The sequence below is a fragment of the Pseudoalteromonas sp. 2CM37A genome, assembly GCF_023161885.1.
Lineage (GTDB): Bacteria > Pseudomonadota > Gammaproteobacteria > Enterobacterales > Alteromonadaceae > Pseudoalteromonas > Pseudoalteromonas atlantica.
Window position 1 is genome coordinate 340,254 of record NZ_JALNTJ010000001.1, and the last position, 26,954, is coordinate 367,207.

Sequence of the window (26,954 nt, forward strand, 5' to 3'; positions counted from 1 at the left end):
AATGGCTAAGCAATCGTATTTTGACTGGCAGGCTCATTATAAAACACTGGCTAACAACGCTAAAAATGAGCATTTAAAAGCGTTTTATCAGCACGCTTATGGTGATACGCACACGCCCATAAAAGACATTTCTTTTGTGGCTCTTGATTTTGAGACAACCGGTCTAAATAGTGAGGTGGACGATATAGTCAGTATTGGCTTAGTCCCTTTTACAATGCAAAGAGTATATTGCACACATGCTAAGCATTGGGTAGTACAGCCTCGTAAAAGCTTAAGTGAGGAGTCGATTGTTATTCATGGTATTACGCATTCAGAAGTGGATGATGCTCCCGATTTAACCTCTCGACTAGGGCCGCTACTTAATGCACTTAGTGGTAAAGTCGTGGTGGTGCATTATGCAGCGATAGAGCGGCACTTTTTAAATAATGCATTACTTGCGAGAATTAACGAAGGGATCCAGTTTGCATTAGTCGATACCATGGAAATTGAGCAACGAGCGTTGCGCGCCCGCCAAGGCTTAATAGGGCGTTTGTTTAATCAAAAGGTAGGCTCACTTAGACTCACAGATTGCCGCAGTCGATACTCTTTACCTGCCTATCATAATCACAATGCGCTAACTGATGCATTAGCCACAGCAGAGCTGTTGATTGCGCAGCTGCAATACCATTACCGCGATGATACGCCACTGGCTGAATTACTAAGTTAAATTTATTTTAAATTCTAGCGAGGGTAATACAGGTTTAAACTTATTAACCAAAGTTTAGCTTAGCCAATAAAAACGCCGCATATTATGCGGCGTTTTTTAGTTTACTGGCAAGCGACTAATTATTTAACAGCGCGAGGCTCAGTACGTAATCCTAATAATAGGCTTACACACATTAGTAGTAACACTAAAGTAAACGGAAGACCTGTTGAAACAGCACCCGCTTGTAATGCTTGAATCGCCTCTGTACCGCCAATCCATAATAAAGCAGCAGCAATAGAGCCCTCAACCGTAGCCCAAAAGATGCGTTGTGGTACTGGTGCATCCACTTTACCGCCTGCTGTAATTGAGTCGATAACTAATGAACCCGAGTCAGAAGAGGTAATGAAAAACACTAATACTAAAACCACAGCTAGGAACGAAAGCACGCTCGACATAGGCAGTTCGTCTAGCATTTGGAACATCGCCATAGGTACATCGGTTAAACCGTTTACGCCTAAGCTACCTATACCTTGAACAACTTGGTCTATTGCAATGCCGCCGTAAATAGACATCCATAAAATAGTAACCGCAGTAGGAATTAATAATACAGCGATTAAAAACTCTCTAATTGTACGACCACGAGAAACACGCGCAATAAACATACCTACAAACGGTGACCACGAAATCCACCATGCCCAGTAAAATACAGTCCAACCGTGCATCCATGTTTCGTCTTCTCGGCCATGTGGGTTGCTCAGTGGAATAATATTTTCAACATAACCCATAACCGTATTTGGTACGTTACCGATTGCCACAGCAAAGCCAACTAAACCAACAAACAGGAGTAGGGCAAATGCAATGAGCATGTTTATATTACTAAGGACCTTTACGCCGCCATCAATGCCGCGTACTACTGAGATAATAGCTAGTAAGGTAACGCCAATAATAACCAATAATTGTGCGCCTACGCCGCCATCAGTTCCAAATACATGATTAATACCTGCAGAAGCCTGCTGTGCGCCTAAACCTAATGAGGTTGCAAGGCCAAACAAAGTGGCAAGCACGGCAAGAATATCAATAATATGACCAGGCCAGCCCCAAGCTCTGTCGCCTAATAGTGGATAAAAAATTGAACGAATTGATAAAGGAAGACCTTTATTATAAGTAAAAAACGCAAGTGAGAGCGCTACAACGGCATAAATAGCCCACGGGTGAAGCCCCCAGTGAAACATGGTTGCACCCATTGCTACTTTTGCAGCCTCTGGCGTATTTGCGGTTACATTAAGTGGGGTTTCGTACCAGCCAGTAAAGTAAGCTACAGGCTCTGCAACACCCCAAAACATTAACCCAATACCCATACCTGCGGCAAATAACATGGCAAGCCATGACATACGCGAGTGCGTTGGTTTAGCTCCTTCTCCGCCTAAACGAATATTACCATATGGCGATACAATTAATGCCAAACAAAATATAACAAAGAAGTTTGCTGCCCACATAAAAAACGCATCAAAGTTATTTATTATATCGAGCTTAATACCATCAAGCGTTGCTTTGGCTGTTTGCGCATCCGAAACGAGAATGGCGACTAAAAAGATGACAATCAAACCGGCACTAATACCAAAAACAGGATTATGTATATCAAATCCCCATTTTTGCACGTTATCTTGACCTATGGTGTAGTCCGTATTATCAATACTATACTTGTCATGATTTTCGCTCATGAATACCTCTTATGTTGTCCTAACAAGCCAGAGAGTTCCGGCATAACACTAAGTTAATTAGCCACAAAGTAAGTTGCATTATTTACAATAAAACTTATTTGAGGACTAACTAAATTAATCGCTGATCATACCCTTAATAGTGTATGAGTTAAATCGTAAATGTAAAACTATTTGGTTATATATGCCTGATTCCTTAGCGCTAAAAGCTATTTATCACTAAAAAGATAAGCTATTGTTAATTCAGTGAGTGTTAAAAATTAGTTTGTTATTAAACTAAAATTAAAGCAGCGCCACCAAACTCGTTAAGTCGTTAATACATTAGTCTACGTTTTAAATGGGTAGAGGGTTCGATTTAATCATTATGTAACATGCATAAAGGTAAAATCTGGGGTAGGCTTTATTTAATCGCAAAGAGTGAAAAGGACTAACTTTAATATGCTAAACACGAAAACGAATGAAGCGCACAGTACTGAAAAAATACACGCTCAATTTCAGTCAATTCGCCAACATAGTCTCACACTTATAAAAAACCTCAGCGCAGAAGATTGCCAACTACAAGCAATGGATGATGCAAGCCCAATGAAATGGCACTTAGCTCACACCACGTGGTTTTTTGAAACATTTTTACTTGCTAAGTATCTGCCTAACTACACGCTCTTTGATGAACAATTTAAAGTGCTTTTTAACTCCTACTATAATGGCATAGGTGAGCAGTTTAAGCGCGCTAATAGAGGATGTTTATCTCGGCCAAGTTTAGAGGTGGTGTTGCGCTACAGAGCCTATGTTGATAATGCGCTAAACGAGCTGCTTCAATTAGGCACTAACCAAACGCTGTGCAATATTATAGAACTTGGGCTGAATCATGAGCAGCAACATCAAGAGCTCATGCTAATGGATATTAAATATAATTTTTCGGTTAATCCAAGCTTTCCTGCCTACAGCAAAACTCCAAATGACTTAATAAAGGTGAGTGATTCGTTAGGCACTTTAAAATATACCGAATTTAGCCAAAGCATAACCAATATAGGGGCTGATGATAAAAACGGCTTTTCGTACGATAACGAACAACCTAAACATCAAGCCCTTATCCATGCGTTTAGTTTTGCTAATCGATTAGTGACTAATAGAGAGTACTTACAATTTATAGAGGCGGGCGGGTATAAAAACCCTTCATTTTGGTTAAGTGATGGCTGGGCTAATATAAACACCGAGCAACTTAGTCACCCTTTATACTGGCAGTATATTGACGGGCAGTGGTTTGAATTTACTCTCTACGGACTGCAGCCTTTAAGTTTAGATGCGCCAGTGAGCCATGTAAGTTATTTTGAAGCGGCAGCCTATGCTAACTTTGTGAATGCGCGCCTACCTACTGAGTTTGAATGGGAGTATGTAGCGCAGCAGCAAGCACTTAAGCAACAGCAAAATGATTTGCTTACGCCAAGTGTATGTAAAAACCCAGATGTTATCTCGCAGTTAAGCGATACATGCTGGCAGTGGACTAATAGCGCCTATTTACCTTACCCAGGCTTTAAACCTTTTTGCGGAGCCGCAGGGGAATACAATGGTAAATTTATGAATAACCAAATGGTTTTGCGTGGCGGATGCGTGTTTACCCCAAAAGATCATTTAAGACAGACCTACCGTAACTTTTTTTATCCGCACCAAGCGTGGATGTGCAGCGGCATTAGACTAGCAAAGGACATACTATGAGCCAAGTAACAGCAATTAATCAGCAATCAATCACCGATCTAAACTTTTTAAATGATGTATTACATGGACTTGCTCAACAGCAAAAGTCGCTGCCGTGTAAGTATTTTTACGATGATAAAGGGGCGGCTTTATTCGAGCAAATAACCTCATTGCAAGAGTACTATGTTACCCGCACTGAACTTGCCATATTAGAAGATTACTCAAAAGCAATCGCTAATAGACTGCCCGAGAACCTATCAATTATTGAGCCTGGCTGTGGCTCGGGTAAAAAGGTCGCGTATTTACTTGCCCATATGAGCAATGTAAAAACCTTTGTTCCTTTTGAAATATCATCAGAGATGCTTAATTACTCGTTAGCGCATTTATCACCGTTATTTCCGGAGCTGGCCATTACACCATTGCTAGGTGATTTTACCCATAGCCAAATGGTTAAGCAGTTAACAAAAGACACCGCCTTAGACAGCCAAACAAATTTAGTTTATTTTCCAGGCTCTACACTGGGTAACTTTGCGCCAGTAAAAGCCATTGAAATAATGAATAATTTTCACCGTTTATGCGGTGTTGATGGCTATGTATTAATAGGTATTGATTTAGTAAAAGAGCGACAAGTGTTACTTGATGCTTACGATGACAAAGCCGGCATTACCGCCGCCTTTAATAAAAACTTGCTCCAGCGTATAAATAACGAATTAAATAGCACGTTTATTTTAGATAATTTTAAACACGAATCGCGATTTAACGAAGTGCACAGCCGCATTGAAATGCATTTAGTGAGCAAGTGTGATCAAAGCGTGGTCATTAACGATAAGCAAATAGACTTTGTAGCGGGAGAGAGCATTCACACTGAAAACTCGCACAAATATACGCTTGAGTCGTTTAAAAATCTTGCTGCTCAAGCTAATTTATCGCTTGAACAAACATGGCAAGACGAGAAAAGCTACTTTGCACTTTGCCTACTAAGGCCAATGTAATAGCTTAACTTACAACTACCTGATTGCTGCTAAACGTATAGTTTAGCAGCGCCCCTTTTGGTGATTGCTGCAAAAGGGTTACTTTATTTAAACCATATAGTCTAAAAATAAGTGGCGCAATAACCGACACGGCAGAGCCTGTAGCAGTATCTTCATTTACCCCAAATTGCGGCGCAAAATACCTAAAATACGCACTTGCGCTGTTTTTATTAATACTATGTATTTGCAATGCAATTACCGCATTGTTATGCACATTTACTAAATGTGTAAAATTAACCTCTAAATGCTTCAAATCAGCTATGTTTTTAAACAGTACAACGGTATAGCCATTTTTATAAGCTGTTGAGTAAGTTGCTTTTATAGAGTGCGAAAACACATCACTAAGGCTGTTAACCTCATCACTCTTTTTTAAATTAATAGCCGCTAGTTGAAGCTGTACCCGGCCTGTAGCTAGCTTGATTTTAAACCGTTCTTTATCGTTTGAAATAAAGTGTGAAGGGCAAAAACCAAAGTGTGCTAATAAACATTTTGCAGCAGCAAGGGTGCCATGGCCGCAGCGCTTAATTTCTGATGTTTGGTTAAACCAGCGAATGTTACATACACGGTGAGAAATTTCATTTTCATTTAAAAAAACGCTAGCAGGGTGCTGCGAATTTGATGCAATTTTTTGCATTACACGCGTACTTAACCCTTGCGTATAAATAACAATTAACGCACTTGAACCGGCTAAGTTATGTTGTGAACTAGAAAATACAGGAACTGAATAAAGGTGCTTTATATATCGCAACCTAGGCTGTTGTAGCCTACGTTGCGATAAAAGGGTGCGTTTAGCCTTTGCTTGCATACGCGTCGTTGTGAACGCCAGCAGCACGGCCTGAAGGATCAGCATTATTTTGAAATGATGCATCCCATGCAAGTGCTTCAGGGGTTGAACACGCAACCGACTTACCATGTGGTACACATTTAGCGGATGCATCACCTGGGAAGTGTGATTCAAAAATAGAGCGATAGTAATACGCTTCTTTAGAATCAGGCGTGTTAATAGGGTACTTAAACTTAGCGTTAGCAAGCTCTTGGTCGCTTACTTGCTCGTTTACAAACTCTTTTAACGTGTCTATCCAGCTGTAGCCAACACCGTCTGAGAATTGCTCTTTTTGACGCCACAGTACTTCTTCAGGCAGGTAGCCATCGAAGCCTTCGCGTAAAATGTGCTTTTCAATTTTGTCATCTTTACACATTTTTGCTTCAGGGTTGATACGCATAGCCACATCAACAAACTCTTTATCAAGAAACGGTACGCGCGCTTCTACGCCCCATGCAGCCATTGACTTATTGGCACGTAAACAGTCAAACATATGCAGCTTTGACACTTTACGGTTTAGCTCTTCATGAAACTCTTGTGCGTTTGGCGCTTTATGGAAGTATAAATAGCCACCAAATAGTTCATCAGCGCCTTCGCCTGATAATACCATTTTAATACCCATAGCTTTAATTTGGCGCGCCATTAAATACATTGGCGTTGAAGCACGGATGGTGGTTACATCGTACGTCTCAATGTGGTAAATAACCTCACGAAGCGCATCAATACCTTCTTGAATGGTAAAGTGAATAGGGTGATGTACTGTGCCAATCATATCCGCTACTTTTTGCGCAGCGGCTAAATCAGGTGAACCCTCAAGCCCAACAGAAAAAGAATGTAGCTTAGGCCACCATGCGTCACTTTCATCGTTATCTTCAATACGTTTAGCGGCAAAACGTTGCGTAATAGCCGAAATAACCGACGAGTCTAAACCGCCCGATAGCAATACGCCATACGGTACATCACACATTAGCTGGCGTTTTACAGCGCTTTCTAGCGCTTCTTTTACGTCTTGCGCTTGCGCGCTGTTATCTTTAACTGCATCAAAGGTTTCCCAATCGCGCTTGTAATAAGGCGTTAGTTCACCATTTTTGCTGTATAGGTAGTGCCCAGGTGGAAACTCTTCAATGTGCTTACAAATTGGTGAAAGCGCTTTAAGCTCTGAGGCAACATAAAAATTACCATGCTCATCGTGGCCAGTATAAAGCGGAATAATACCAATGTGATCGCGGCCAATTAAGTACGCATCGTTTTCTTCATCGTATAAACAAAATGCAAAAATACCATTTAAGTCATCTAAAAACTCAGGCCCTTTTTGTTTGTATAACGCTAATATAACTTCACAGTCTGATTGAGTCTGAAATTCAAAATCTACCTCTAGCTCTGCTGCCAGCTCTTTGTGGTTATAAATTTCGCCGTTAACCGCTAAAATATTTGTTTTTTCAGGGTTATATAATGGTTGTGCGCCGCTTGATACACCAACAATGGCTAAGCGTTCATGCACTAAAATCGCTTTTTCAGATGAATACACACCAGACCAATCTGGGCCACGGTGCCTTAGTAGTTTTGACATTTCAATTGCTTGGGTACGCAACTGAGTGGCGTTAGATTTAATATCTAATACACCGAAAATTGAACACATAGTAACTCCTCATTCCTATTATGTGTGCAGCAGGGCAACTTTGCTGTGCTGCGAAACCTTGTTTTATCAGAAATAATTACTCAAGTCACACTGCTTTTACAATTAATTAAGAATAATTTATGCACCAACTGAAAAGTGCGCGCACCAAATTGGTGCGCCACGCACAAGCGTGGCTATATTTACAACCCCTTTGGTGTGTAAAGTGGCGTTAATAAGGCATTTAGTGCAGTGTTTGCAAAAAAGCACACTGCACAAATGCACCAAGTGTGTGCGAAAATTAAAGCAGAGCTTAAATTGCCTTATTATAATTTTTTGCGTTAGCGTGTTTTTATTTTATGCGCTTAATTAACCAATCTACACTTACTTATTGCAAGTTAAGTAGAGCGCCGCTTGTACTTTTATTAGCTCCTTGTAATAGCTTTATTTCTCACATTAAAGTTAACTGTATTTAAGCGCCAAACTGAGCTGATGTAAGTGACCTTTAAGCTTTTGTTTTGCTAAGCTAGCTTGCTCATGGGTTACTTGCTTAAATTCAATTGAGTCACCGGGTCTAAATTGCGCAAATTGATGTAAATCAGCCTCTATTACCGTGCCAAGTAATGGGTAGCCACCGGTTGTTTGTGCGTCGTTAAGTAATACGATAGGCTCACCACTGGGCGGTAATTGGATAGAGCCCGGGCTTGTACCAAGAGAGGCAAGTGAGTGACTATGAGTTAGGGGGCTTTCGTTTGTTAGCCTAAGGCCCATTCTGTTGCTGTTATGGCTTACTTTAAACGCCGTTGAAAAAAACTGTTTAAGTAGCGAATCACCTAATAGTTGCGCATGTGGGCTTGCATGTACCCTAATCACCTTTAGTTTAGGCGGAGTAATAGCGCCGCGCTGTATAAAACGCGTTATTGGCACGGGCGATGTTTTAATAGGAATAATATCGCCCTCGCTAAGTGCTTTACCTGCTAAACCACCAAAGAGCGCGTTTAAATCGGTGGATTTTGAGCCCATGATATCTTTAACATCAATACCACCTTGTACGGCTACATAGGCACGCAAACCAGCGCGGCCAGTATCAAAGCTTAAAGTTTGTTTGGCTCTTACTTGGTAACTCCAGCCAGGATACAATGGCGTTTCATCAAGCGCAGCGTTTAAATCAGCACCTTGTAGGGCAATAACAGTATCGGTTTCAAACTGTAACTCGCACAGGCCTAACGTAACTTCAAGCACAGCTTCATTATCTTTGTTACCCACTAATTTATTGGCAATTATTTGTGCGTAAGGGTCTAAACAACCCGCTTTGCTTACACCTAAATGACGATAACCGCAGCGCCCGCCATCTTGAATTGTAAGTTGTACGCCGGGTTTAAGAACTTTTATCACTTTATGCTCCTTGCATTGTGTTTATTGAAACGAACGATAGCGTGTCGCCGGGTTTAAATAAGCAAGGATCTGAGTGTGTGCTATCAAAAAGGGGCGTGTTTGTGTGGCCAATGATATGCCAACCGCCAGGTGTTTCTGCGGGGTAAATGGCAGTTTGCTCTGCGCCTAAAGCAATGGCACCTTTAGGTACTTTAGTACGCGGCGTGTCTCTGCGTGGGATATGCAAGCGTGAATCTAATCCATGCAGGTAGGCAAACCCGGGCTGAAATCCTAAAAATAAAACGTGGTAAGTGGCTTGGCTATGTATTTGAATAATTTGCTGGGGTGTTAAATTAGTTTGTTTGGCAACAAAATCTAAATCTTCTCCTTCATAAGTAGTGTGTATTTTATGGTGAGTGCCTTTAAATGTTGTTGCTTGTACTTTGTCCCATAAATCAGGCAAGGCGTTTTGCCATTTTTCTAAATTACTTGCCGATTTTAAATAAAGCGTTAAAGAGTTCATGCCTGGGACTAAATCAATAAATTCGTTACTTTGCTTTAGCTGCTTAGTGAGTGCCCAAATTTTTTTTTGAGTGTCTAACACATTGTTTTGTTTATGCTGTGTGGCATCTAATAGCAAACTGTTATTTGTTAAAGTAAATACCTGTAAAAATGCAGTCATAATTTAATCTTTTTATACAACGTGCAGCAAAGCTAACATAGTTTTGTCAATTTATTCAGTACCTAGCCATAAGAAAAATAAACGAAAAAGAAATGCAGACTCAAACTGTATTCAAATTTAGCACGTATTTATTTACTGAAATTAAAACAAGGGATGTTGGGTCTTAATTAAAACACGTAGGTATTAAGAGGTATTTATGACATATTCTCGCTCAGTTTATTTATTAGGCGCCGCTATTACATTTAGCGCTGGCTGCTTTGCTTTATCAACCGAAAAAATAGAGCACAGTAACGTAGAGGCCACAATGCATATAAAAACCATTGTGTTAGGTTCTGGCTGTTTTTGGGGAGCCGAAAAGCGCTACGAAGCACTAGAAGGGGTTATTGATGCAGAGTCGGGGTATGCAGACGGGTACGGCTTTAAAGCAACCTATAAAAATATCACCGACCAATCTCGCCGGTTTGACGAAAACAACTACGCAGAAGTAGTGCAAGTGATGTACAACAGCAATATTATTTCTTCTAAAGCGCTATTACAAAATTACTTTGAAAGCCATGATCCTACACAATCGAATCGCCAAGGTAATGATATTGGCACGCAGTATCGATCAATTATTCTTACTACCACTAAAGAGCAAGCGCAGCTTGCAGAGCAAGTTAAAGCCGAGTATCAGCCGTTATTAAGTGCAGCCGGTTATGGGGCAATTAAAACAGTAATAAAACCGCTTGAGGGGTTTGTATCTGCTGAGGAGTATCATCAAAATTATTTACAAAAGAACCCAAATGGCTATTGCCCAGATCACGCCACGGGTGTGGTATTTAATAAAACTAAAAAAGCAGATGTAGACAATAGTGTTTTACTCACGGGCAAGCAGATTGTGGTACTTGATTCGCGCGAATACTGCCCTTACTGTGAAAAATTTAAAAAAACAGTCGCTAACAATTACAAAGGTTCAATCCCACTGACATTTCGCCATGCTGATGAGCTTAATGGCCTAACTATAAAATCGGCAACTTGGGCAACCCCCACCATTTTGTTTTTAGAAAATGGAAAAGAGGTGTACGCGCGTCAAGGCTATGCAAGCCCCGCTGAATTTTACAAAGCGCTTGGCGCCTTTAAGCTAGGCGATAGTGATGCCTACGAAGTCGCATTTAATGAGCGCACCGACAGACCTTACTGTAAAGAGTATAAAGAATTTAAAAACACTCCCGATGGCGTATTTGTTGATAAATTAAGTGGTGAGCCATTATTTGATACCCGCGATAGATTTAATTCGGGCACGGGGTGGCTGTCGTTTAAACATCCGGTTAAAAATAGTGTTACTAAGCATAAAGATACCAGCTGGGGGATGACTCGAATAGAGCTCAAATCAAAAAGCACCGGTATACATTTAGGGCATTTATTTAAAGGTGAGGGACCAAGAGGCACAGATAGATACTGTATTAATGCTACTGTGTTAGAGTTTATACCTCGTGACAAAAGCTAATTTATAAGAGCGATTAATTCGCTCTTTTATATTTAATAAATCTAAACTTTAATTAACTGTGATTATGATATATAAATTAATAATCCAAACGATATAAACGGCATTTTACTATCAAATTGATTAACACGTTAGCACTTGTATCAGGGCTTATAACTATAAGCCCTGTATTAGCACAGCCAACCGAAAAATATGTAATAGGGGTAGAGAATATAGAATACCTGCCTTATTACGACGGTAGTGGCACTAATAAGCGTGATTATTTTGGTTTTAGTAAAGAGTTACTGGAGCTATTTGCAAAACAACAAAATATTAAATTTGAATTTTACACTTTGCCTATTCCGCGCCTTTATAAAGAATTTATAGAGCATCACCATGTTGACTTTAAATACCCCGACAACCCTAATTGGCAAGTAAGTTATAAAAATCAGCATCAACAAAATATTAATTATTCTGCGCCTTCATTAGTTACACATACAGGTATAGCGAGCTTAAAGGACAAAATTAAACTTGAAGATTGTAAATCACTTGCAAAAGTGCGTGGCTTTACATTGCAAGGGCTTGAAAAGTTAACCTCAATGCCAGGCTTGCAAGTACTCGAAAATGATAACGTTATAGAGATGATTTATTTGCTGCATAAAGAGCGAGTTGATTGTATATATATTTCACACGATGTACTTAAATACAATATAGAAGAGTTTTTTGATACCCCCGTCCCTGTGTTTTTTCAGCATCAGTTGCCTGTTGATCACCAAGCGTTTATGTTATCGAGCATTAAACACCCACAGCTCGTTAAAAAGTTTAATGTATTTTTAAAAGACAATGAAAATGCCATTGAAGAGCTTAAACAAAAGCATAACTTTATAGTTGAATAATACTTAATTTAAGCGAGTTGGTATAAAACGGTGGGGCAGGTAATTGTGTTTATAAAACAAAAACGGCCCATATAAGGTCACCACCTCACATGAACCGCTTTTCACACTGACAACATCTTACACACACAATATAAGATTTGGTTTGCTACATAGTAGCTAATTACGTTATTGCTGCGTGTTGCTGGTGGAATAAAAAACAGTTCAAACCAAGTCACCACCTAACTTGAACTGCTTTTTCACACTGACAACATCTTACACACACAATATAAGATTTGGTTTGCTACATAGTAGCTAATTACGTTATTGCTGCGTGTTGCTGGTGGAATAAAAAACAGTTCAAACCAAGTCACCACCTAACTTGAACTGCTTTTTCACACTGACAACATCTTACACACACAATATAAGATTTGGTTTGCTACAAAGTAGCTAATTTAGTTATTGCTGCGTACTGTTGGTGGAATAAAAAACAGTCCAAACCAAGTCACCACCTGACTTGAACTGCCTTTTCACACTGACAACATCTTACACACACAATATAAGATTCTTTTCTTACCTTGTTAGAGCTATCACATCTAAAAAGGTTGCATTTATTTGGTGCAAAACAGTAAATAATGTCTAATTAGTAAAAACGTTTAGCTGTTTGCTTGCGATGGATTAACTTTAAAATAATCGTAAAAGTCAGACAAACGATAAAAATAAAACCAATAAGTGAAAAAAATTAAGCTATAGACTTTAGTCTAACGTGTTGTGTTATTTCATTGATTTTAAATGATAAATTTTTATAGGTTAGCTTGTAGGGCAAAAACGAATGATTAAATAAAAATATTTAATTAATAATAAATCACTAAACGGTGTTGTTAAGCTTCAGGAAAGTAAAAAAGAAGGAGCTTTACAGTTTAATGCGTGCAGCTTTGGCACTTGCTACGTGCTGCACACATTAAAATTGCCGTTATTAAACCAAAATGTAAATTGCATTTACTAAGGCAACACTAACCTTGAATGTTGCTAAATGTAGATACAACCCATTTAGCAAATAAATCTAGCGCGGGATTTGGCGAATTAGCTTCATGCTGTACTAAATAGTATTTATCTTTGGTGGTAAGGGGCTGTTGAAATAATTTATAAAGCCATTTTTCATCAAACCAGCTTTGGCTAATAGGCAGCGGTATAAGTGAAATGCCAATGCCCTGTTGCGCTGCACGAGCGACCCCAAACATACTATCAATTTGTATAATTTGCGTAGGCGAAAAGTCATCTATACCCGCTTTTTCAGCCCATTGGTGCCATGCCCACGGCCTTGCTTTGTGAAGGATTAATGGTACTTGGTTTAATGCTTGGCAGTGATCGTCTTTCCACTGTTTTAACAGTTTTTCGTTACACGCCGGTATATATTCAAGATTAAATAGCTCTGTAGTAAGGCCCTCAGTGGGTTTACTTGAGGATAAAACAATCGATAAATCACTGTGGCGGGTTAGCTCTTTACGGGTTTTGAGCGTATCCATTTGTAAATTTATATTAGGGTGCTCAGATGTCCACTCACTTAATTTAGGCATAAGTAATTCACTGGCAAAAAATTCAGGCAGCGTAATAGTTATATTAGTATTTTGCTGCAATTGACTGAACTCATTGATGGTGTTTTCAAGCGTATAGATAATAGGCGAAATGGCATCAAAAAAGTTTTTACCCGCAGCCGTTAAACTAATGGATCGGGTTTGGCGTTGAAAGAGTTCAATGCCCAGTTGTTCTTCAAGTTGTTTTATCTGATGGCTTACCGCAGAGGGCGTTAAGTACAGCTCTTTAGCTGCATGTTTAAAACTTAAGCTTTTTGCTGCAAAGCAAAAAGAGCGGAGGCCTCGAATAGGAGTTTGCATGTTTTCCAGAATTGTTTAATTAATTTAAGACGCCTTTAATAGGCAATAATCGAACCAATAATTTAATATAATAATATCAATAGTTTAATTTTAAATATAGCACTAGTTCACAAAAAAGGTGCAGACAATCCACAAATTAGTGCAAATAATCTAAGCGCTTACATTAAAAGCTATTTGTATTATAGATAATATTTACTACAACTGTATTAAAACTGAAAAAAAGTTTATGGCAGGCAAAAAAAATCCCTCTTTCGAGGGATTTTGGGTAACTCAGCGCCATTGGCACTGGGAATGAGGTCGGTACATGGTAAAGCGTTAAAAAACCATTTCTGGTACTTCACCGTCAACAAGTAATTTACCTGCTGTTTTACTAATGATTTCATCAACCGATACGCCCGGAGCGCGCTCGAGTAAATGAAATGCGCCGTCTTTAACTTCAAGTACGGCCAAATCTGTTACTATTTTTTTAACGCAATTAACGCCCGTTAGCGGTAATGTGCACGACTCTAATAATTTAGAATCACCATGCTTACTGGCATGGGTCATAGTAACAATAATATTCTTTGCCCCAGCGACTAAATCCATTGCGCCCCCCATGCCTTTTATCAGCTTTTTGGGGATCATCCACGAGGCAATGTTGCCGCTTTGGTCTACTTCAAATGCACCCAGAACGGTTAAGTCTACATGACCACCCCGTATCATGGCAAAACTATCTGCACTATTAAATATGGCTGCGCCTGTGGCAGCTGTCACGGTTTCTTTACCCGCGTTTATCATATCTGCGTCTAGCTCGGCTTTTGTAGGGTAGGGACCCATACCTAAAAGCCCATTTTCTGACTGTAACATAACTTCAATACCATCAGGTACATAGTTTGCGACGAGTGTCGGAATTCCTATGCCCAAATTAACGTAAAAGCCGTCTTGTAGTTCTTGTGCAACGCGCATTGCAACTTGTTCACGTGATAATGCCATAACCTATGCTCCTGCTTAATCTCGTGTTGTTACACGTTCAATGCGTTTTTCAAAGTCGCCTTTAATAACGCGATTTACAAAAATGCCTGGGGTATGAATTTGGCTTGGCTCAAGTTCACCGGGCTCTACTATTTCTTCTACTTCGGCAACGGTAATTTTGCCTGCTGTTGCGGCCATTGGGTTAAAGTTCATGGCAGTGTGCCTAAATACTAAATTACCGTATCGGTCGGCTTTCCACGCTTTTACAATGGCAAACTCACCGGTGATCGACTCTTCTAAAATATAAGGGCGACCGTCAAACTCTTTTACATCTTTACCCTCTGCAACGGGCGTACCGTAACCTGTAGCGGTATAAAATGCAGGAATACCCGCGCCACCAGCACGCATTTTTTCAGCCAAGGTCCCTTGCGGGGTAAGCTCTACATCTATTTCACCGCTTAGTAATTGCTGCTCAAATAAGGCGTTTTCGCCCACATAGGAGGCAATTACTTTTTTGATTTGTTTATCTTTAAGTAAAATTCCTAATCCAAAGTCATCTACACCACAGTTGTTAGAAACCACGGTTAGCTCTTTGGTGTTCATTGCCTTAATTTGTTTAATTAAGCCCTCAGGAATACCGCATAAGCCAAAGCCGCCAGCAATAACGGTATCGCCGTCTTTCAACCCTGCCATTGCAGCTTCGTAACTAGAAACCACTTTATCAAAACCGGCCATGAGACTCTCCTCATTGTGTTAACTGCCATTTGGCAAGTTAAGCTATTATTTTTGTGTGTTGCCTAATGCAATTGAAACTTTGCTTACAGGCGTTTTGCCAAGTGCTTGTGTAATTTTCCAACCAGCGCTACTTAACCTTTGTAAATCAATTCCATGCTCTATGCCAAGCCCATTGAGTAAGTAAACCACATCTTCGGTGGCAACATTTCCTGACGCGCCTTTGGCATAAGGGCAGCCGCCAAGGCCTGCAACAGCGGCATCAACCGTTGCTATACCTAAGCTTAACGCTGCGTAAATATTTGTGAGCGCTTGCCCGTAGGTATCATGAAAATGCACTGCCAGTTTTGATTTATCAATATGTTCAAGCAAAAGTGTTAAAAGCTGGGTAACTTTATTTGCAGTGCCAACACCTATGGTATCGCCAAGGCTTATTTCGTAGCAGCCTAAATCTAAAAGCTTTTGCGAAACGCTAAGTACTTTATGGGGGTCTATTTCTCCCTCATAAGGGCAACCGAGTACACAACTTACATAACCGCGTACACGTATGTTATTGGCTTTTGCAAATGCCATAACGTCGCTAAAACGCTCAATACTCTCATCAATACTGCAATTTATATTTTTTTGACAGAACGATTCGCTTGCCGCGGTAAATATGGCAAATTCTTTTATGTCAACGGCATGGGCTGCTTGGGCGCCTTTTAAGTTGGGTGTAAGCGCACTTAAATTTACATGGAGTAAATTAAGCGCTGTTATCACCTCGGCTGAATCGGCCATTTGTGGCACCCATTTAGGCGATACAAAAGCACCGGCTTCAATATTTTTTAAGCCCGCGTCACTGAGTGCATTTATTAATGAAATTTTATCAGCTGCAATGACTGATTTTTCGTTTTGTAGGCCATCACGCGCGCCTACTTCAACAATTTTAACTTTAGTTGGGAAAGCAGCCATCACGATGCCTCCTGCGCCGTGGTGTCTTCTACAATTGCTAATAAAGCGCCGTGCGAAACTAATTCGCCTTCATCAAAGCAGTAGCTTTGTAAAATACCATCGTGCGGTGCGTTGAGCGTGTATTCCATTTTCATGGCTTCAATAATCACTACGGCATCGCCTTTGGTAATGGTGCTGCCTACATCAACTAAATGCTTAACCACAGTGCCATTAAGTGGCGCCGCAAGGGGCAGAGCGTCACTTTCATGGCTGCTAATGTAATGTTTAGTGTTTAAGGCAAGCTTAATTTGCAGCGCAGCAAACATCACGCTAATGCTGTTATCAAAGTGGCTAACATGGGCGGTAAATTTTTCCCCATTAATAAACACATTACATACGTTTTGGTTTACAGAGCCTGCTATATCGAACGACTTATCATTATGCGTTACAACATAACCCGTTTTAGTTTTAACGGCGCTTATAGCTAAGTCTGTAAATGGTACATCCACTTTTTGGGGTGCGTTAAGCGTAAAACCACTGAGTTGTTGCCACGGGCTTGCGCTTTGCTGAGTTGCCTTTTTAGCACCAAACGATTCAAGGTAGGCAAAGGCTGCAATTAGTTGTGCTTTTTCAAGCGCGGCGCTATCAACACTTACCAATGCATCGCCTTGCTCGGCAATAAAGTGGGTGCTTGGCGCACCTTGAGCAAATGTAGGGTGGCTAGCTAAGTTGTGTAAAAAGCCAATGTTAGTGCTAAAACCCGCTAAGTGAAATTGCTCAAGTGCTTGGCGTAAACGCGATAATGCTTGCTCTCGGTTATCATCATGCACAATCAGTTTTGCAATCATAGGGTCGTAAAACGGGCTTATTTCATCGCCTTGTGCAATACCGGTATCAATACGTACAAACTCACTGTTAAGTGGTGTGCTTAACGCTTCTATTGTGCCCGAGCAGGGAATAAAGTCGTTACTTGGATCTTCTGCGTAAATACGCGCTTCAAAGCTGTGGCCTTGGAGTTGTATATCTGATTGCGTTAACGGCAGTGTTTGCCCAGCGGCAATATTAATTTGCCAATTAACTAAATCTACGCCGGTTACCATTTCGGTTACAGGGTGCTCTACTTGTAGGCGCGTGTTCATTTCCATAAAGAAAAACTCATCGCCACACAGTAAAAACTCAACCGTACCTGCACCTCTGTAGTTTATTGCAAGGGCACAGCGTACTGCGGCTTCACCCATTTCTTTACGCAGTTCATCAGACAAACCAGGCGCTGGGGCTTCTTCAATGACTTTTTGATGACGGCGCTGTAATGAGCAATCACGATCCCCTAAATAAACACAGTTACCGTGGTTATCGGCAAAAACTTGTACTTCAACATGGCGAGGCTGGTTAACATAGCGCTCAAGCAGTACTAAGTCATTACCAAAGCCCGCAATTGCTTCACGCTGTGCGCCTTCAAGCGCACTTATAAAGTCTTTGGCTTGCTCAACAACGCGCATGCCTTTACCGCCACCACCAAAGGCCGCTTTAATGAGCACGGGGTAGCCAATTTTTTCAGCCTCAGATTGTAAAAAAGCAAGATCTTGGTTTTCACCGTAATAGCCTGGCACTAATGGTACATTTGCCGCGGCCATAATTTCTTTGGCGCGGGTTTTAGAGCCCATGGCTTCTATGCTGCTTGCAAGAGGGCCAATAAACGCAATGTTGTTAGCTTCACAGGCTTTAGCAAACTCACTGTTTTCAGATAAAAAACCGTACCCAGGGTGTATACAATCGGCACCGCTTGTTTTTGCAACCTGTAAAATTTTATCTGTTACAAGGTATGAGTCTTTACTTGGTGCAGGGCCAATGTGGTAGGCCTCATCAGCCATTTTTACATGTTGTGCGTGTTTGTCGGCGTCAGAGTAAACAGCGACCGTTGTTAGGCCCATTTGCTTTGCACTTCGCATTATACGGCATGCAATTTCACCACGGTTGGCAATGAGTATCTTTTTTAATGTGTGTGTGTTCATAATTAGTCCTACAGTTGCCAAGCGGGAGGGCGTTTATCAAAAAAGGCGCTTAGTCCTTCTTGGCCTTCGTCCGATACCCGAATATTTGCAATACGTTCGGCCGTGAGTTCAATAAGATCATCATTAATAGGCTTATTTGCTACATTGTTAATTAATGATTTAGCGGCTTTTACAGCGACTGGGCCGTTATCGATTAATGTTTGCAGCATGTTATCAAGGGCACAGTCTAAATTACCGGTCACCTGATGAACCAAACCAAGTTGTTTTGCTGTGTGGGCATCAAACACCTCGGCAGTTAAAAAGTAGCGGCGCGCAGCGCGCTCACCAATGGCTTTAATTACATACGGGCTGATTACCGCAGGGATAAGCCCTAGCTTTACTTCGCTTAAACAAAACTGCGCATCGTCTTTACTTAGGGCAATATCGCAACATGCAATTAAGCCCAGAGCGCCGCCAAACGCAGCGCCTTGTACAGCACATATGGTTGGGTGAGGAGAGGCGGCTAGTACCTGCATTAATTTAGCGAGCTGCATAGAATCGGCCAGATTATCGGCGTAGTTGTTATCAGCCATTGATTTCATCCAGGCTAAATCGGCACCGGCAGAAAAGTGCTTGCCTTCAGTTTTTAAAACCAAAGCGCGAATATCGAGCGTATTTGCATGCTCTATGCACTGAATTAGCTCATGTATCACTTCACTATTAAATGCGTTACGTTTTTCAACTCGGCTTAAAACAAGTACAGCCACATTAGATTTTGTTATTTGTAGTGTTACTGACATTTTTGCGCTCCGGTTACATTCTAAATACGCCAAACTTAGAGTCTTGCTGTGGTGCATTTTGAGCTGCACTTAAGGCAAGGCCTAATACGTTACGGGTATCGGCAGGGTCAATAATGCCGTCGTCCCACAAGCGTGCGCTTGCGTAATACGGATGGCCTTGCTCTTCGTACTGATCAATAATTGGCTTTTTAAAATCGCTAACTTCTTGCTCGCTCATGCTATGGCCTTTACGGGCTAAACCATCTTGTTTAACTTGCGCCATTACACCTGCGGCTTGTTCACCGCCCATTACTGAAATTCGGGCATTGGGCCACATCCACATCATGGTGGGTTCAAATGCGCGGCCACACATACCGTAGTTACCCGCGCCGTAAGAGCCACCAATTAGTACCGTAAATTTTGGCACATCGGCACACGAAACCGCCATTACCATTTTAGCGCCGTGCTTTGCTATACCTTCAGCTTCGTATTTTTTACCTACCATAAAGCCGGTAATATTTTGCAAAAATACTAAAGGAATATTGCGCTGTGCACATAGCTGAATAAAGTGCGCGCCTTTTTGTGCCGACTCACTAAATAAAATGCCGTTATTAGCCACTATGCCTACAGGGTTACCGTAAATGCTGGCAAAACCTGTGACCAGCGTTTCACCAAAGTAGCGTTTAAATTCATCAAACGATGAATCATCCACCGTACGGGCAATAACTTCACGCACATCAAACGGCTTTTTAAGGTCAGTGCCTACAATGCCGTAAAGCTCGTTTATATCGTAACGTGGCGGTTTTACATCCTCTAAAAGAGGGGCTGTAGGGCGCGTGTAATTAATACGCTCAATACATTGGCGGGCAATAGACAGCGCATGCTCGTCATTTTCTGCAAAGTGATCGGCCACACCCGATGTTTTACAATGTACATCGGCGCCGCCTAATTCTTCGGCGCTGACTACTTCACCGGTCGCTGCTTTTACAAGCGGCGGGCCTGCTAAAAATATAGTGCCTTGCTCTTTTACTATTATGCTTTCATCGGCCATAGCGGGTACGTATGCGCCACCGGCAGTACATAACCCCATTACCACAGCAATTTGAGGAATACCTTTACCCGACATACGGGCTTGGTTATAAAAAATACGGCCAAAATGTAATTTATCAGGGAATACATCGTCTTGCTCAGGCAGGTTAGCACCGCCCGAATCAACCAAATAAATACACGGTAAGTGGCAGCGCTCGGCTATATCTTGTGCGCGTAAATGCTTTTTAACGGTAAGCGGAAAGTACGTACCGCCTTTTACCGTGGCATCGTTTGCAATGATCATGCATTCAATGCCTTTAACACGGCCAATACCGGCAACTACACCCGCACAGGCAATTTCCTGCTCGTACACACCAAAGGCTGCAAATTGCGAAATTTCTAAAAACGGTGAGCCTTCATCTAATAAAGTACTAATACGGTCGCGTACAAATAACTTACCTCGGCCTTCGTGACGCTCTTTTAACGCAGCGCCGCCACCTAAGCTAATGGTGGCTACTTTACTGTGTAAATCATCAACCAAAGCTGCCATGTTTTTGTGATTTTGCACAAAAGTAGGATCGTGAGGATTAACGCTCGATTTTAATATCGTCATAATTTAATCCTTAACGGCTTTCGGTAAAGAGTTCGCGGCCAATAAGCATGCGGCGTATTTCTGATGTGCCAGCACCAATTTCGTATAGTTTGGCATCACGCAATAAGCGCCCTGTGGCGTATTCGTTTATGTAGCCGTTCCCCCCTAAAATCTGAATAGCATCGAGCGCCATTTTAGTGGCAAGCTCAGCAGCATATAAAATGGCGCCGGCGGCATCTTTACGGGTGGTTTCGCCGCGGTCACACGCTTTTGCAACGGTATAAACGTATGAGCGCGCTGCGTTCATTTGCGTATACATGTCGGCTACTTTGCCTTGAATTAACTGAAATTGGCCAATAGGGGTGTCGAACTGTTTACGTTCATGAATGTACGGTACAACAATATCCATACAGGCTTGCATTATGCCAAGGGGGCCTGCAGCAAGTACTACACGTTCGTAATCTAGGCCGCTCATTAGTACCTTAACGCCTTCGTTTAGGTTACCTAAAATGTTCTCTTCGGGTACTTCGCAGTTTTCAAACACCAGTTCACACGTGTTTGAGCCACGCATACCAAGCTTGTCTAGCTTTTGCGCGGTAGAAAAACCAGGGAAGTCTTTTTCAACAATAAATGCGGTAATGCCTTTAGCGCCGGCTTCTAAATCTGTTTTTGCATAAATAACAAATGTGTGTGCATCGGGGCCGTTGGTGATCCACATTTTATTGCCATTTAAAATGTATTTATCGCCTTTTTTTTCAGCTTTAAGTTTCATTGATACCACGTCAGAGCCTGCATTTGGTTCGCTCATGGCAAGGGCACCAATGTGTTCGCCGCTAATAAGCTTTGGTAAGTATTTTTCTTTTTGTGCTTGGTTACCGTTACGGTTAATTTGATTTACACACAAGTTTGAATGCGCACCATAGCTTAAGCCAATTGATGCACTCGCACGGCTAATTTCTTCCATGGCTATTACATGCTCTAAGTAACCTAAGCCTGCACCGCCAAAATCTTCAGATACGGTCATGCCTAGTACACCCATTTCGCCCATTTGCGGCCAAAGCTGATTAGGAAACGCGTTGTCCATATCGGTTTGTTCAGCCAGTGGCGCAATTTCTTGGCTTGCAAAGCTATTTACGTGGTCGCGGATCATATCGGCGGTTTCGCCAAGGCCAAAGTTCATCTCTTTATAAAGTGAAATAGTGCTCATGATTCATTCCTGTGTGTGTTGTCAGTGTGTTTTTATTATTAAAATAGGCTACTCGTCTATTTTATTAAGTGTGTCTCTGCAGCGGCGCTCCGCTGTCACTAGTTCCATAAGCACAACTTTTATGTCGTCCATTTGCTGAGAAAGGTCGGCTTTTTTCTCTGCAATTAAATCGAGCATAGTCACCAGCTGTTTAGCGCTTGATTTATCAGCGTCGTACAGTTCAAACAAACGGCCTGTTTCAGCCAACGTAAAGCCTAAGCGTTTGCCACGCAGTATTAGTTTTAAGCGAACTTTGTCGCGTTTTGAATAAATACGGGTTTGGCCATTGCGCTCTGGGCTTACTAAACCTTGGTCTTCGTAAAAACGAATAGAGCGGGTGGTAATATCAAACTCTTTAGCTAAATCGCTAATACTAAAGGTTTGATCGTTACTGCTTGGCGCTTTTGCAGAACTTGCAAAGTTTGTTTGGTTATCTGGTTTCATAGTTGTGTTTACCTCATTCGAATAACTCCAATATAAGTGAAGTTTACGTAAAGGTAAAGCTTGGTGTGGTATGAAACTATTTATAAAGGAGTGTTGATGTGAAATGTTAAATTATATTATTAATATTCAATAGTTTATTTTTATTAATTGTTCACTTCGCCGTTACTGGAAAATAATGCTTACACTTTTAAAACTAAAAATTAAACGCTTTTTAGTTGACGTTAGCGTAAACGTTAGTATTGTGTAAGGGTGTTAAACAATAAATGAATACTAAATTAATAGAGCAAATATTCTAACAACTATTTGCATATAAATACAACGGAGTTAATTATGACTTTAGAATCAGTGGTAATTGTAGCAGCAAAGCGTACGCCAATGGGTGGGTTTATGGGCGCATTGACCGATGCACAATCTACCGAGCTTGGCGCAACTGCCATTGCAAGTGCGCTTGCACAAACTGGTTTAGCAAATGATGCAATAGATGAAGTAATTATGGGCTGTGTATTGCCAGCGGGCCTTGGCCAAGCGCCAGCACGCCAAGCAATGTTAAAAGCAGGCCTTGCTCTGGGCACGGGTGCTACCACCATTAATAAAGTATGTGGCTCAGGTTTAAAAGCCACTATGCTCGCAAACGATTTAATTAAAGCGGGCTCAATTAGCAGTGCAATTGCTGGCGGCATGGAAAGCATGAGTAACGCACCGTATTTTATACCTAAAGCACGTGGCGGTATGCGTATGGGCCACGGCGAAATTAAAGATCATATGATGAGCGATGGCCTAGAAGATGCTTACGATAACAAAGCAATGGGCTGTTTTGCACAAGATACTGCCGATGAGTACGGCATTGGCCGTGCGCAAATGGATGAGTTTGCACTTAGCTCTTTAAGTAAAGCTAATGCGGCAATTGAAAACGGCAGCTTTGAAAACGAAATTGCGCCGCACACCATAAAAACTCGCAAAGGCGATGTAACCGTATCGGTTGATGAGCAACCCGGTAATGCCCGCCCAGAAAAAATACCAAGCCTGCGTGCTGCCTTTAAAAAAGACGGCACTATCACTGCGGCTAATTCATCGTCAATTTCTGATGGTGGCGCAGCGCTTATATTAATGAGCGAATCAAAAGCTAAAGAGCAAGGCTTAACACCGCTTTGTAAAATTGTAGCGCACAGCACGCACTCTCAAAAACCAAGCGAATTTACAGTAGCACCTGTAGGCGCAATGAACAGCGTGCTTGAAAAAGCAGGCTGGACAACCGCTGATGTTGACCTGTGGGAAATTAACGAAGCCTTTGCCATGGTGACCATGCTTGCTATTAACGAATTAAAACTTGATGAGAGCAAAGTAAACGTAAACGGTGGGGCGTGTGCACTTGGCCACCCAATTGGTGCCAGCGGCGCGAGAATTTTAGTCACGCTTATTCACGCACTTAAAAACCGTGGCCTTAAAAAAGGAATTGCGTCTTTATGTATTGGCGGCGGCGAAGCTGTAGCCATGGCTGTAGAGGCTTACTAACAAAAAAGTTAATTAACTAACAGCAACTAAAATGCACCGTACTCATACTAATAACAAAACGGTGCCATTTTTTAAAAGAACACACTAACAACAGGATTTACCCATGCACCAAGTTCCACTACTCATAAATGGCGAATTTGTTCAGTCGGCTTCAAACGAGCTTATTGATGTAATTAACCCAGCAAACCAAGAAGTACTTGCGCAAGTTCCATGCACTACCGACTCAGAAATGGATGCAGCGATTGCCTCGGCCTCAGAAACATTTAAAACATGGAAAGATGTGCCCATTACCGAGCGTGCCCGCATTATGATGAAATACGCGGCGCTGTTAAAAGAGCACCACGATGAGCTTGCGACCATTATTTGCCACGAACTAGGTAAAACGTTTGAAGATGCAAAAGGCGATGTATGGCGCGGTATTGAAGTAGTAGAACAAGCAGCTAACGCACCATCACTAATGATGGGCGAAACAATGGAAAATGTTGCCCGTAAAATCGATACCTATTCTTACATGCAGCCCCTTGGCGTATGTGCAGGCATTACGCCGTTTAACTTTCCGGCGATGATCCCACTTTGGATGTTTCCGCTAGCTATTGTATGTGGTAACACCTTTATTTTAAAACCCTCTGAGCAAGACCCACTCACACCAATGCGTTTAGCTGAGCTATTTATTGAAGCCGGCGCACCAAAAGGCGTATTACAAGTGGTTCATGGTACAAAACCGCAAGTAGACCGCCTACTAGAAGATAAAGCCGTACGTGCAATTTCGTTTGTGGGCTCGTGTGGTGTAGGTGCATACATTTATTCTAAAGGCACACAAAACCTTAAGCGCGTACAAGCGTGTGTGGGTGCTAAAAATCACATGGTTATTATGCCAGATGCGAGTAAATCACACGTGGTAAATAACCTAGTTGGCGCATCGGTTGGTGCAGCAGGCCAGCGTTGTATGGGTATTTCGGTGGCTGTGTTTGTAGGCCAAGCAAGTGAGTGGGTAGATGAAATAAAAGCAGGTTTTGAAAACGTACGCCCAGGCGTGTGGGATGACAAAGACGCAGCCTACGGCCCGCAAACATCAAAAGCCGCAAAAGAGCGTATTTTATCGCTTATAGCAAGCGGTAAGGAGCAAGGCGCCACCTGTTTAATTGATGGTTCAAACTACACAGTAGAGGGCTTTGATCAAGGTAACTGGGTTGGCCCAACACTATTTACCGATGTGACAAAAGACATGGATTTATACAAAGAAGAAATTTTTGGTCCTGTGCTTGCCTGTATGTTTGTAGATACGCTTGATGAGGCAATTGCCCTTATTAACGAAAGCCCGTACGGCAACGGTACCTCGTTATTTACCTCAAGTGGTGCTGCGGCTCGTAAATTTCAACATGAAATTGAAGTAGGCCAAGTGGGTATTAATGTGCCTATTCCGGTGCCGCTGCCGTTTTTCTCGTTTACGGGTTGGAAAGGCTCGTTTTACGGCGATACACACACCTATGGTAAGCAAGGTATACGTTTTTACACAGAAACTAAAACTATTACCTCACGTTGGTTTGAAGACGACATCGCTTCAGGTCCAAACATGAGCATTAATTTAAAATAAACACACTCAAAAATAATAATAAAGAAGGGCGCAAAGGCTAAATCCGCTGACAAGCAACTAGAACACACACATCAGCCTTTGCCGCTCTTCACTCATTTACCCTAATGGGACACACTAACAACACAATTAAAGAGGTCTACCATGGACTTTAACTTATCAGAAGATCAACAAGCCTTTGCAGAAACTGCACGCCAATTTGCAGAATCAGAACTTGCTCCACATGCAGCAAAGTGGGATCGCGAGCATATTTTTCCTAAAGATACGATTAAAGCGGCGGGCGAGCTTGGCTTTTGCGGTTTATATACGCCAGAGGAAGCCGGCGGCCTTGGTTTATCACGCTTAGATTCAAGCATCATATTTGAGCAGCTTGCGATGGGCTGTACAGCTACAACTGCCATGCTAACTATTCATAATATGGCTACGTGGATGGTAGCAAGTTTTGGTACAGATGCAGTTAAAGACAAATACGTAGAACAACTAGTAATGGGCGAGCTACTTGCCTCTTATTGTTTAACTGAGCCTGGCTCAGGCTCAGATGCAGCATCACTAAAAACAAAAGCTGTGCTTGAAGGTGATGAGTACGTTATTAACGGCTCAAAAATGTTTATATCGGGTGCGGGTGAAACTGAAGTTTTAGTGGTTATGGCACGTACCGGTGGCGAAGGCGCTGCGGGTATTTCGGCATTTGTAGTTCCTGGTGACGCACAAGGCGTTGAGTACGGTAAAGCAGAAGAAAAAATGGGTTGGAACGCACAACCAACACGCTTAATTAGTTTTGAAGATGTGCGTATTCCGGCGCATAACTTATTAGGTAAAGAGGGCGAAGGCTTTAAATTTGCCATGCAAGGCTTAGATGGCGGGCGTATTAATATTGCCACATGCTCAATTGGTACTGCACAAGCTGCGCTAAACACGGCAAAAGAGTACTTAAAAGAGCGCACTCAATTTGGTAAGCCCTTGGCTGCGTTTCAGGCTTTGCAATTTAAAATTGCCGATATGAACACTGAGCTTGTAGCTGCGCGCCAAATGGTAAGGCTTGCGGCATTTAAACTTGATACCGGCGATAGTGAAAAAACTACTTATTGCGCCATGGCTAAACGTTTTGCCACCGATGTTGGCTTTAACGTGTGTAACGAGGCACTGCAAGTACATGGTGGTTACGGTTACATAAAAGAATACCCGCTTGAGCGCCATGTACGTGATGTGCGCGTTCATCAAATTTTAGAAGGCACTAACGAAATTATGCGTGTAATTATAGCGCGCCGTATTTTAGCCGAGTCTGCAAGCGACGTTTTATAAGGAGCA

22 protein-coding genes are annotated in these 26,954 nt (G+C 41.7%); 8 read left to right on the forward strand and 14 right to left on the reverse strand.

What is annotated here, in order from left to right; translation table 11 throughout:
- Window position 1 precedes the first annotated feature (1 nt).
- Window positions 2-706 carry a 3'-5' exonuclease gene (locus tag MTF68_RS01470; RefSeq protein WP_064385440.1) on the forward strand — a complete coding sequence of 235 codons (705 nt, stop codon included), beginning with the start codon at window positions 2-4 and terminating at the stop codon, window positions 704-706.
- A gap of 119 nt (window positions 707-825) precedes the next feature.
- Here MTF68_RS01470 and MTF68_RS01475 read toward each other — a convergent pair whose 3' ends face one another.
- Window positions 826-2,406: a BCCT family transporter gene (locus tag MTF68_RS01475; RefSeq protein ID WP_248461428.1), complete on the reverse strand. Its 1,581-nt coding sequence runs from the start codon at window positions 2,404-2,406 to the stop codon at window positions 826-828.
- Window positions 2,407-2,841: 435 nt separating this feature from the next.
- Between MTF68_RS01475 and egtB the strand changes: the two genes are divergently transcribed.
- The gene (egtB, locus tag MTF68_RS01480; RefSeq protein ID WP_248461429.1) at window positions 2,842-4,116 is read left to right on the forward strand and encodes an ergothioneine biosynthesis protein EgtB; all 1,275 of its coding nucleotides are present in this window, start codon (window positions 2,842-2,844) and stop codon (window positions 4,114-4,116) included.
- Window positions 4,113-5,087 (forward strand): L-histidine N(alpha)-methyltransferase, encoded by a 975-nt coding sequence (gene egtD, locus MTF68_RS01485; protein ID WP_248461430.1) that lies wholly within the window; start codon window positions 4,113-4,115, stop codon window positions 5,085-5,087. The genes egtB and egtD overlap by 4 nt, the downstream gene beginning before the upstream one ends.
- 4 nt (window positions 5,088-5,091) lie before the next feature.
- Here egtD and MTF68_RS01490 read toward each other — a convergent pair whose 3' ends face one another.
- From MTF68_RS01490 to pxpB, 4 genes are all read right to left on the reverse strand, one after another.
- Complete coding sequence (locus MTF68_RS01490; protein WP_248461431.1) at window positions 5,092-5,931, reverse strand: PhzF family phenazine biosynthesis protein; 840 nt, start codon at window positions 5,929-5,931, stop codon at window positions 5,092-5,094.
- Window positions 5,915-7,588 carry an asparagine synthase B gene (gene asnB, locus MTF68_RS01495; RefSeq protein ID WP_064385433.1) on the reverse strand — a complete coding sequence of 558 codons (1,674 nt, stop codon included), beginning with the start codon at window positions 7,586-7,588 and terminating at the stop codon, window positions 5,915-5,917. Before asnB ends, MTF68_RS01490 begins: the two co-directional genes overlap by 17 nt.
- A gap of 438 nt (window positions 7,589-8,026) precedes the next feature.
- The gene (locus MTF68_RS01500; protein WP_248461432.1) at window positions 8,027-8,959 is read right to left on the reverse strand and encodes a biotin-dependent carboxyltransferase family protein; all 933 of its coding nucleotides are present in this window, start codon (window positions 8,957-8,959) and stop codon (window positions 8,027-8,029) included.
- Between the two features lies 1 nt (window position 8,960).
- On the reverse strand, window positions 8,961-9,620 hold the full coding sequence (gene pxpB / locus MTF68_RS01505) for a 5-oxoprolinase subunit PxpB (protein WP_248461433.1): 660 nt from the start codon (window positions 9,618-9,620) through the stop codon (window positions 8,961-8,963).
- A 196-nt stretch (window positions 9,621-9,816) separates the two neighbouring features.
- Between pxpB and msrA the strand changes: the two genes are divergently transcribed.
- Window positions 9,817-11,106: a peptide-methionine (S)-S-oxide reductase MsrA gene (msrA, locus tag MTF68_RS01510; RefSeq protein ID WP_248461434.1), complete on the forward strand. Its 1,290-nt coding sequence runs from the start codon at window positions 9,817-9,819 to the stop codon at window positions 11,104-11,106.
- A gap of 116 nt (window positions 11,107-11,222) precedes the next feature.
- On the forward strand, window positions 11,223-11,978 hold the full coding sequence (locus MTF68_RS01515) for a transporter substrate-binding domain-containing protein (RefSeq protein ID WP_248461435.1): 756 nt from the start codon (window positions 11,223-11,225) through the stop codon (window positions 11,976-11,978).
- A 989-nt stretch (window positions 11,979-12,967) separates the two neighbouring features.
- Here MTF68_RS01515 and MTF68_RS01520 read toward each other — a convergent pair.
- The 9 genes from MTF68_RS01520 to MTF68_RS01560 all read right to left on the reverse strand — a co-directional run bounded on the left by MTF68_RS01520 (window position 12,968) and on the right by MTF68_RS01560 (window position 22,543).
- Window positions 12,968-13,849: a LysR family transcriptional regulator gene (locus MTF68_RS01520; protein ID WP_004587893.1), complete on the reverse strand. Its 882-nt coding sequence runs from the start codon at window positions 13,847-13,849 to the stop codon at window positions 12,968-12,970.
- 315 nt (window positions 13,850-14,164) lie between these two features.
- Window positions 14,165-14,821 (reverse strand): 3-oxoacid CoA-transferase subunit B, encoded by a 657-nt coding sequence (locus MTF68_RS01525; RefSeq protein WP_004587894.1) that lies wholly within the window; start codon window positions 14,819-14,821, stop codon window positions 14,165-14,167.
- A gap of 15 nt (window positions 14,822-14,836) precedes the next feature.
- The gene (locus MTF68_RS01530) at window positions 14,837-15,535 is read right to left on the reverse strand and encodes a CoA transferase subunit A (RefSeq protein ID WP_004587895.1); all 699 of its coding nucleotides are present in this window, start codon (window positions 15,533-15,535) and stop codon (window positions 14,837-14,839) included.
- Between the two features lie 45 nt (window positions 15,536-15,580).
- Window positions 15,581-16,483: a hydroxymethylglutaryl-CoA lyase gene (locus MTF68_RS01535; protein ID WP_248461437.1), complete on the reverse strand. Its 903-nt coding sequence runs from the start codon at window positions 16,481-16,483 to the stop codon at window positions 15,581-15,583.
- Window positions 16,483-18,474, reverse strand: a complete 1,992-nt coding sequence (locus MTF68_RS01540; RefSeq protein WP_248461438.1) for an acetyl/propionyl/methylcrotonyl-CoA carboxylase subunit alpha — start codon at window positions 18,472-18,474, stop codon at window positions 16,483-16,485. Before MTF68_RS01540 ends, MTF68_RS01535 begins: the two co-directional genes overlap by 1 nt.
- A gap of 8 nt (window positions 18,475-18,482) precedes the next feature.
- Window positions 18,483-19,253: an enoyl-CoA hydratase/isomerase family protein gene (locus MTF68_RS01545; protein ID WP_248461439.1), complete on the reverse strand. Its 771-nt coding sequence runs from the start codon at window positions 19,251-19,253 to the stop codon at window positions 18,483-18,485.
- Between the two features lie 13 nt (window positions 19,254-19,266).
- Window positions 19,267-20,874: a carboxyl transferase domain-containing protein gene (locus MTF68_RS01550; protein ID WP_248461441.1), complete on the reverse strand. Its 1,608-nt coding sequence runs from the start codon at window positions 20,872-20,874 to the stop codon at window positions 19,267-19,269.
- A gap of 10 nt (window positions 20,875-20,884) precedes the next feature.
- The gene (locus MTF68_RS01555) at window positions 20,885-22,060 is read right to left on the reverse strand and encodes an isovaleryl-CoA dehydrogenase (RefSeq protein WP_024034119.1); all 1,176 of its coding nucleotides are present in this window, start codon (window positions 22,058-22,060) and stop codon (window positions 20,885-20,887) included.
- A gap of 48 nt (window positions 22,061-22,108) precedes the next feature.
- Window positions 22,109-22,543, reverse strand: a complete 435-nt coding sequence (locus MTF68_RS01560) for a MerR family DNA-binding transcriptional regulator (RefSeq protein WP_004587901.1) — start codon at window positions 22,541-22,543, stop codon at window positions 22,109-22,111.
- A 330-nt stretch (window positions 22,544-22,873) separates the two neighbouring features.
- On the opposite strand from MTF68_RS01560, the gene MTF68_RS01565 reads away from it, so the two are divergent.
- The 3 genes from MTF68_RS01565 (at window position 22,874) to MTF68_RS01575 (ending at window position 26,948) form a co-directional block, all read left to right on the forward strand.
- The gene (locus MTF68_RS01565) at window positions 22,874-24,055 is read left to right on the forward strand and encodes an acetyl-CoA C-acyltransferase (protein ID WP_248461442.1); all 1,182 of its coding nucleotides are present in this window, start codon (window positions 22,874-22,876) and stop codon (window positions 24,053-24,055) included.
- A 103-nt stretch (window positions 24,056-24,158) separates the two neighbouring features.
- Entirely contained in the window at window positions 24,159-25,649 is a 1,491-nt protein-coding gene (locus tag MTF68_RS01570; protein WP_248451401.1) for a CoA-acylating methylmalonate-semialdehyde dehydrogenase, read from the forward strand.
- A gap of 141 nt (window positions 25,650-25,790) precedes the next feature.
- A complete protein-coding gene (locus tag MTF68_RS01575; protein ID WP_248461443.1) occupies window positions 25,791-26,948 on the forward strand; it encodes an acyl-CoA dehydrogenase family protein in 1,158 nt (385 codons plus the stop codon).
- The last annotated feature ends 6 nt before the right edge of the window (window positions 26,949-26,954 follow it).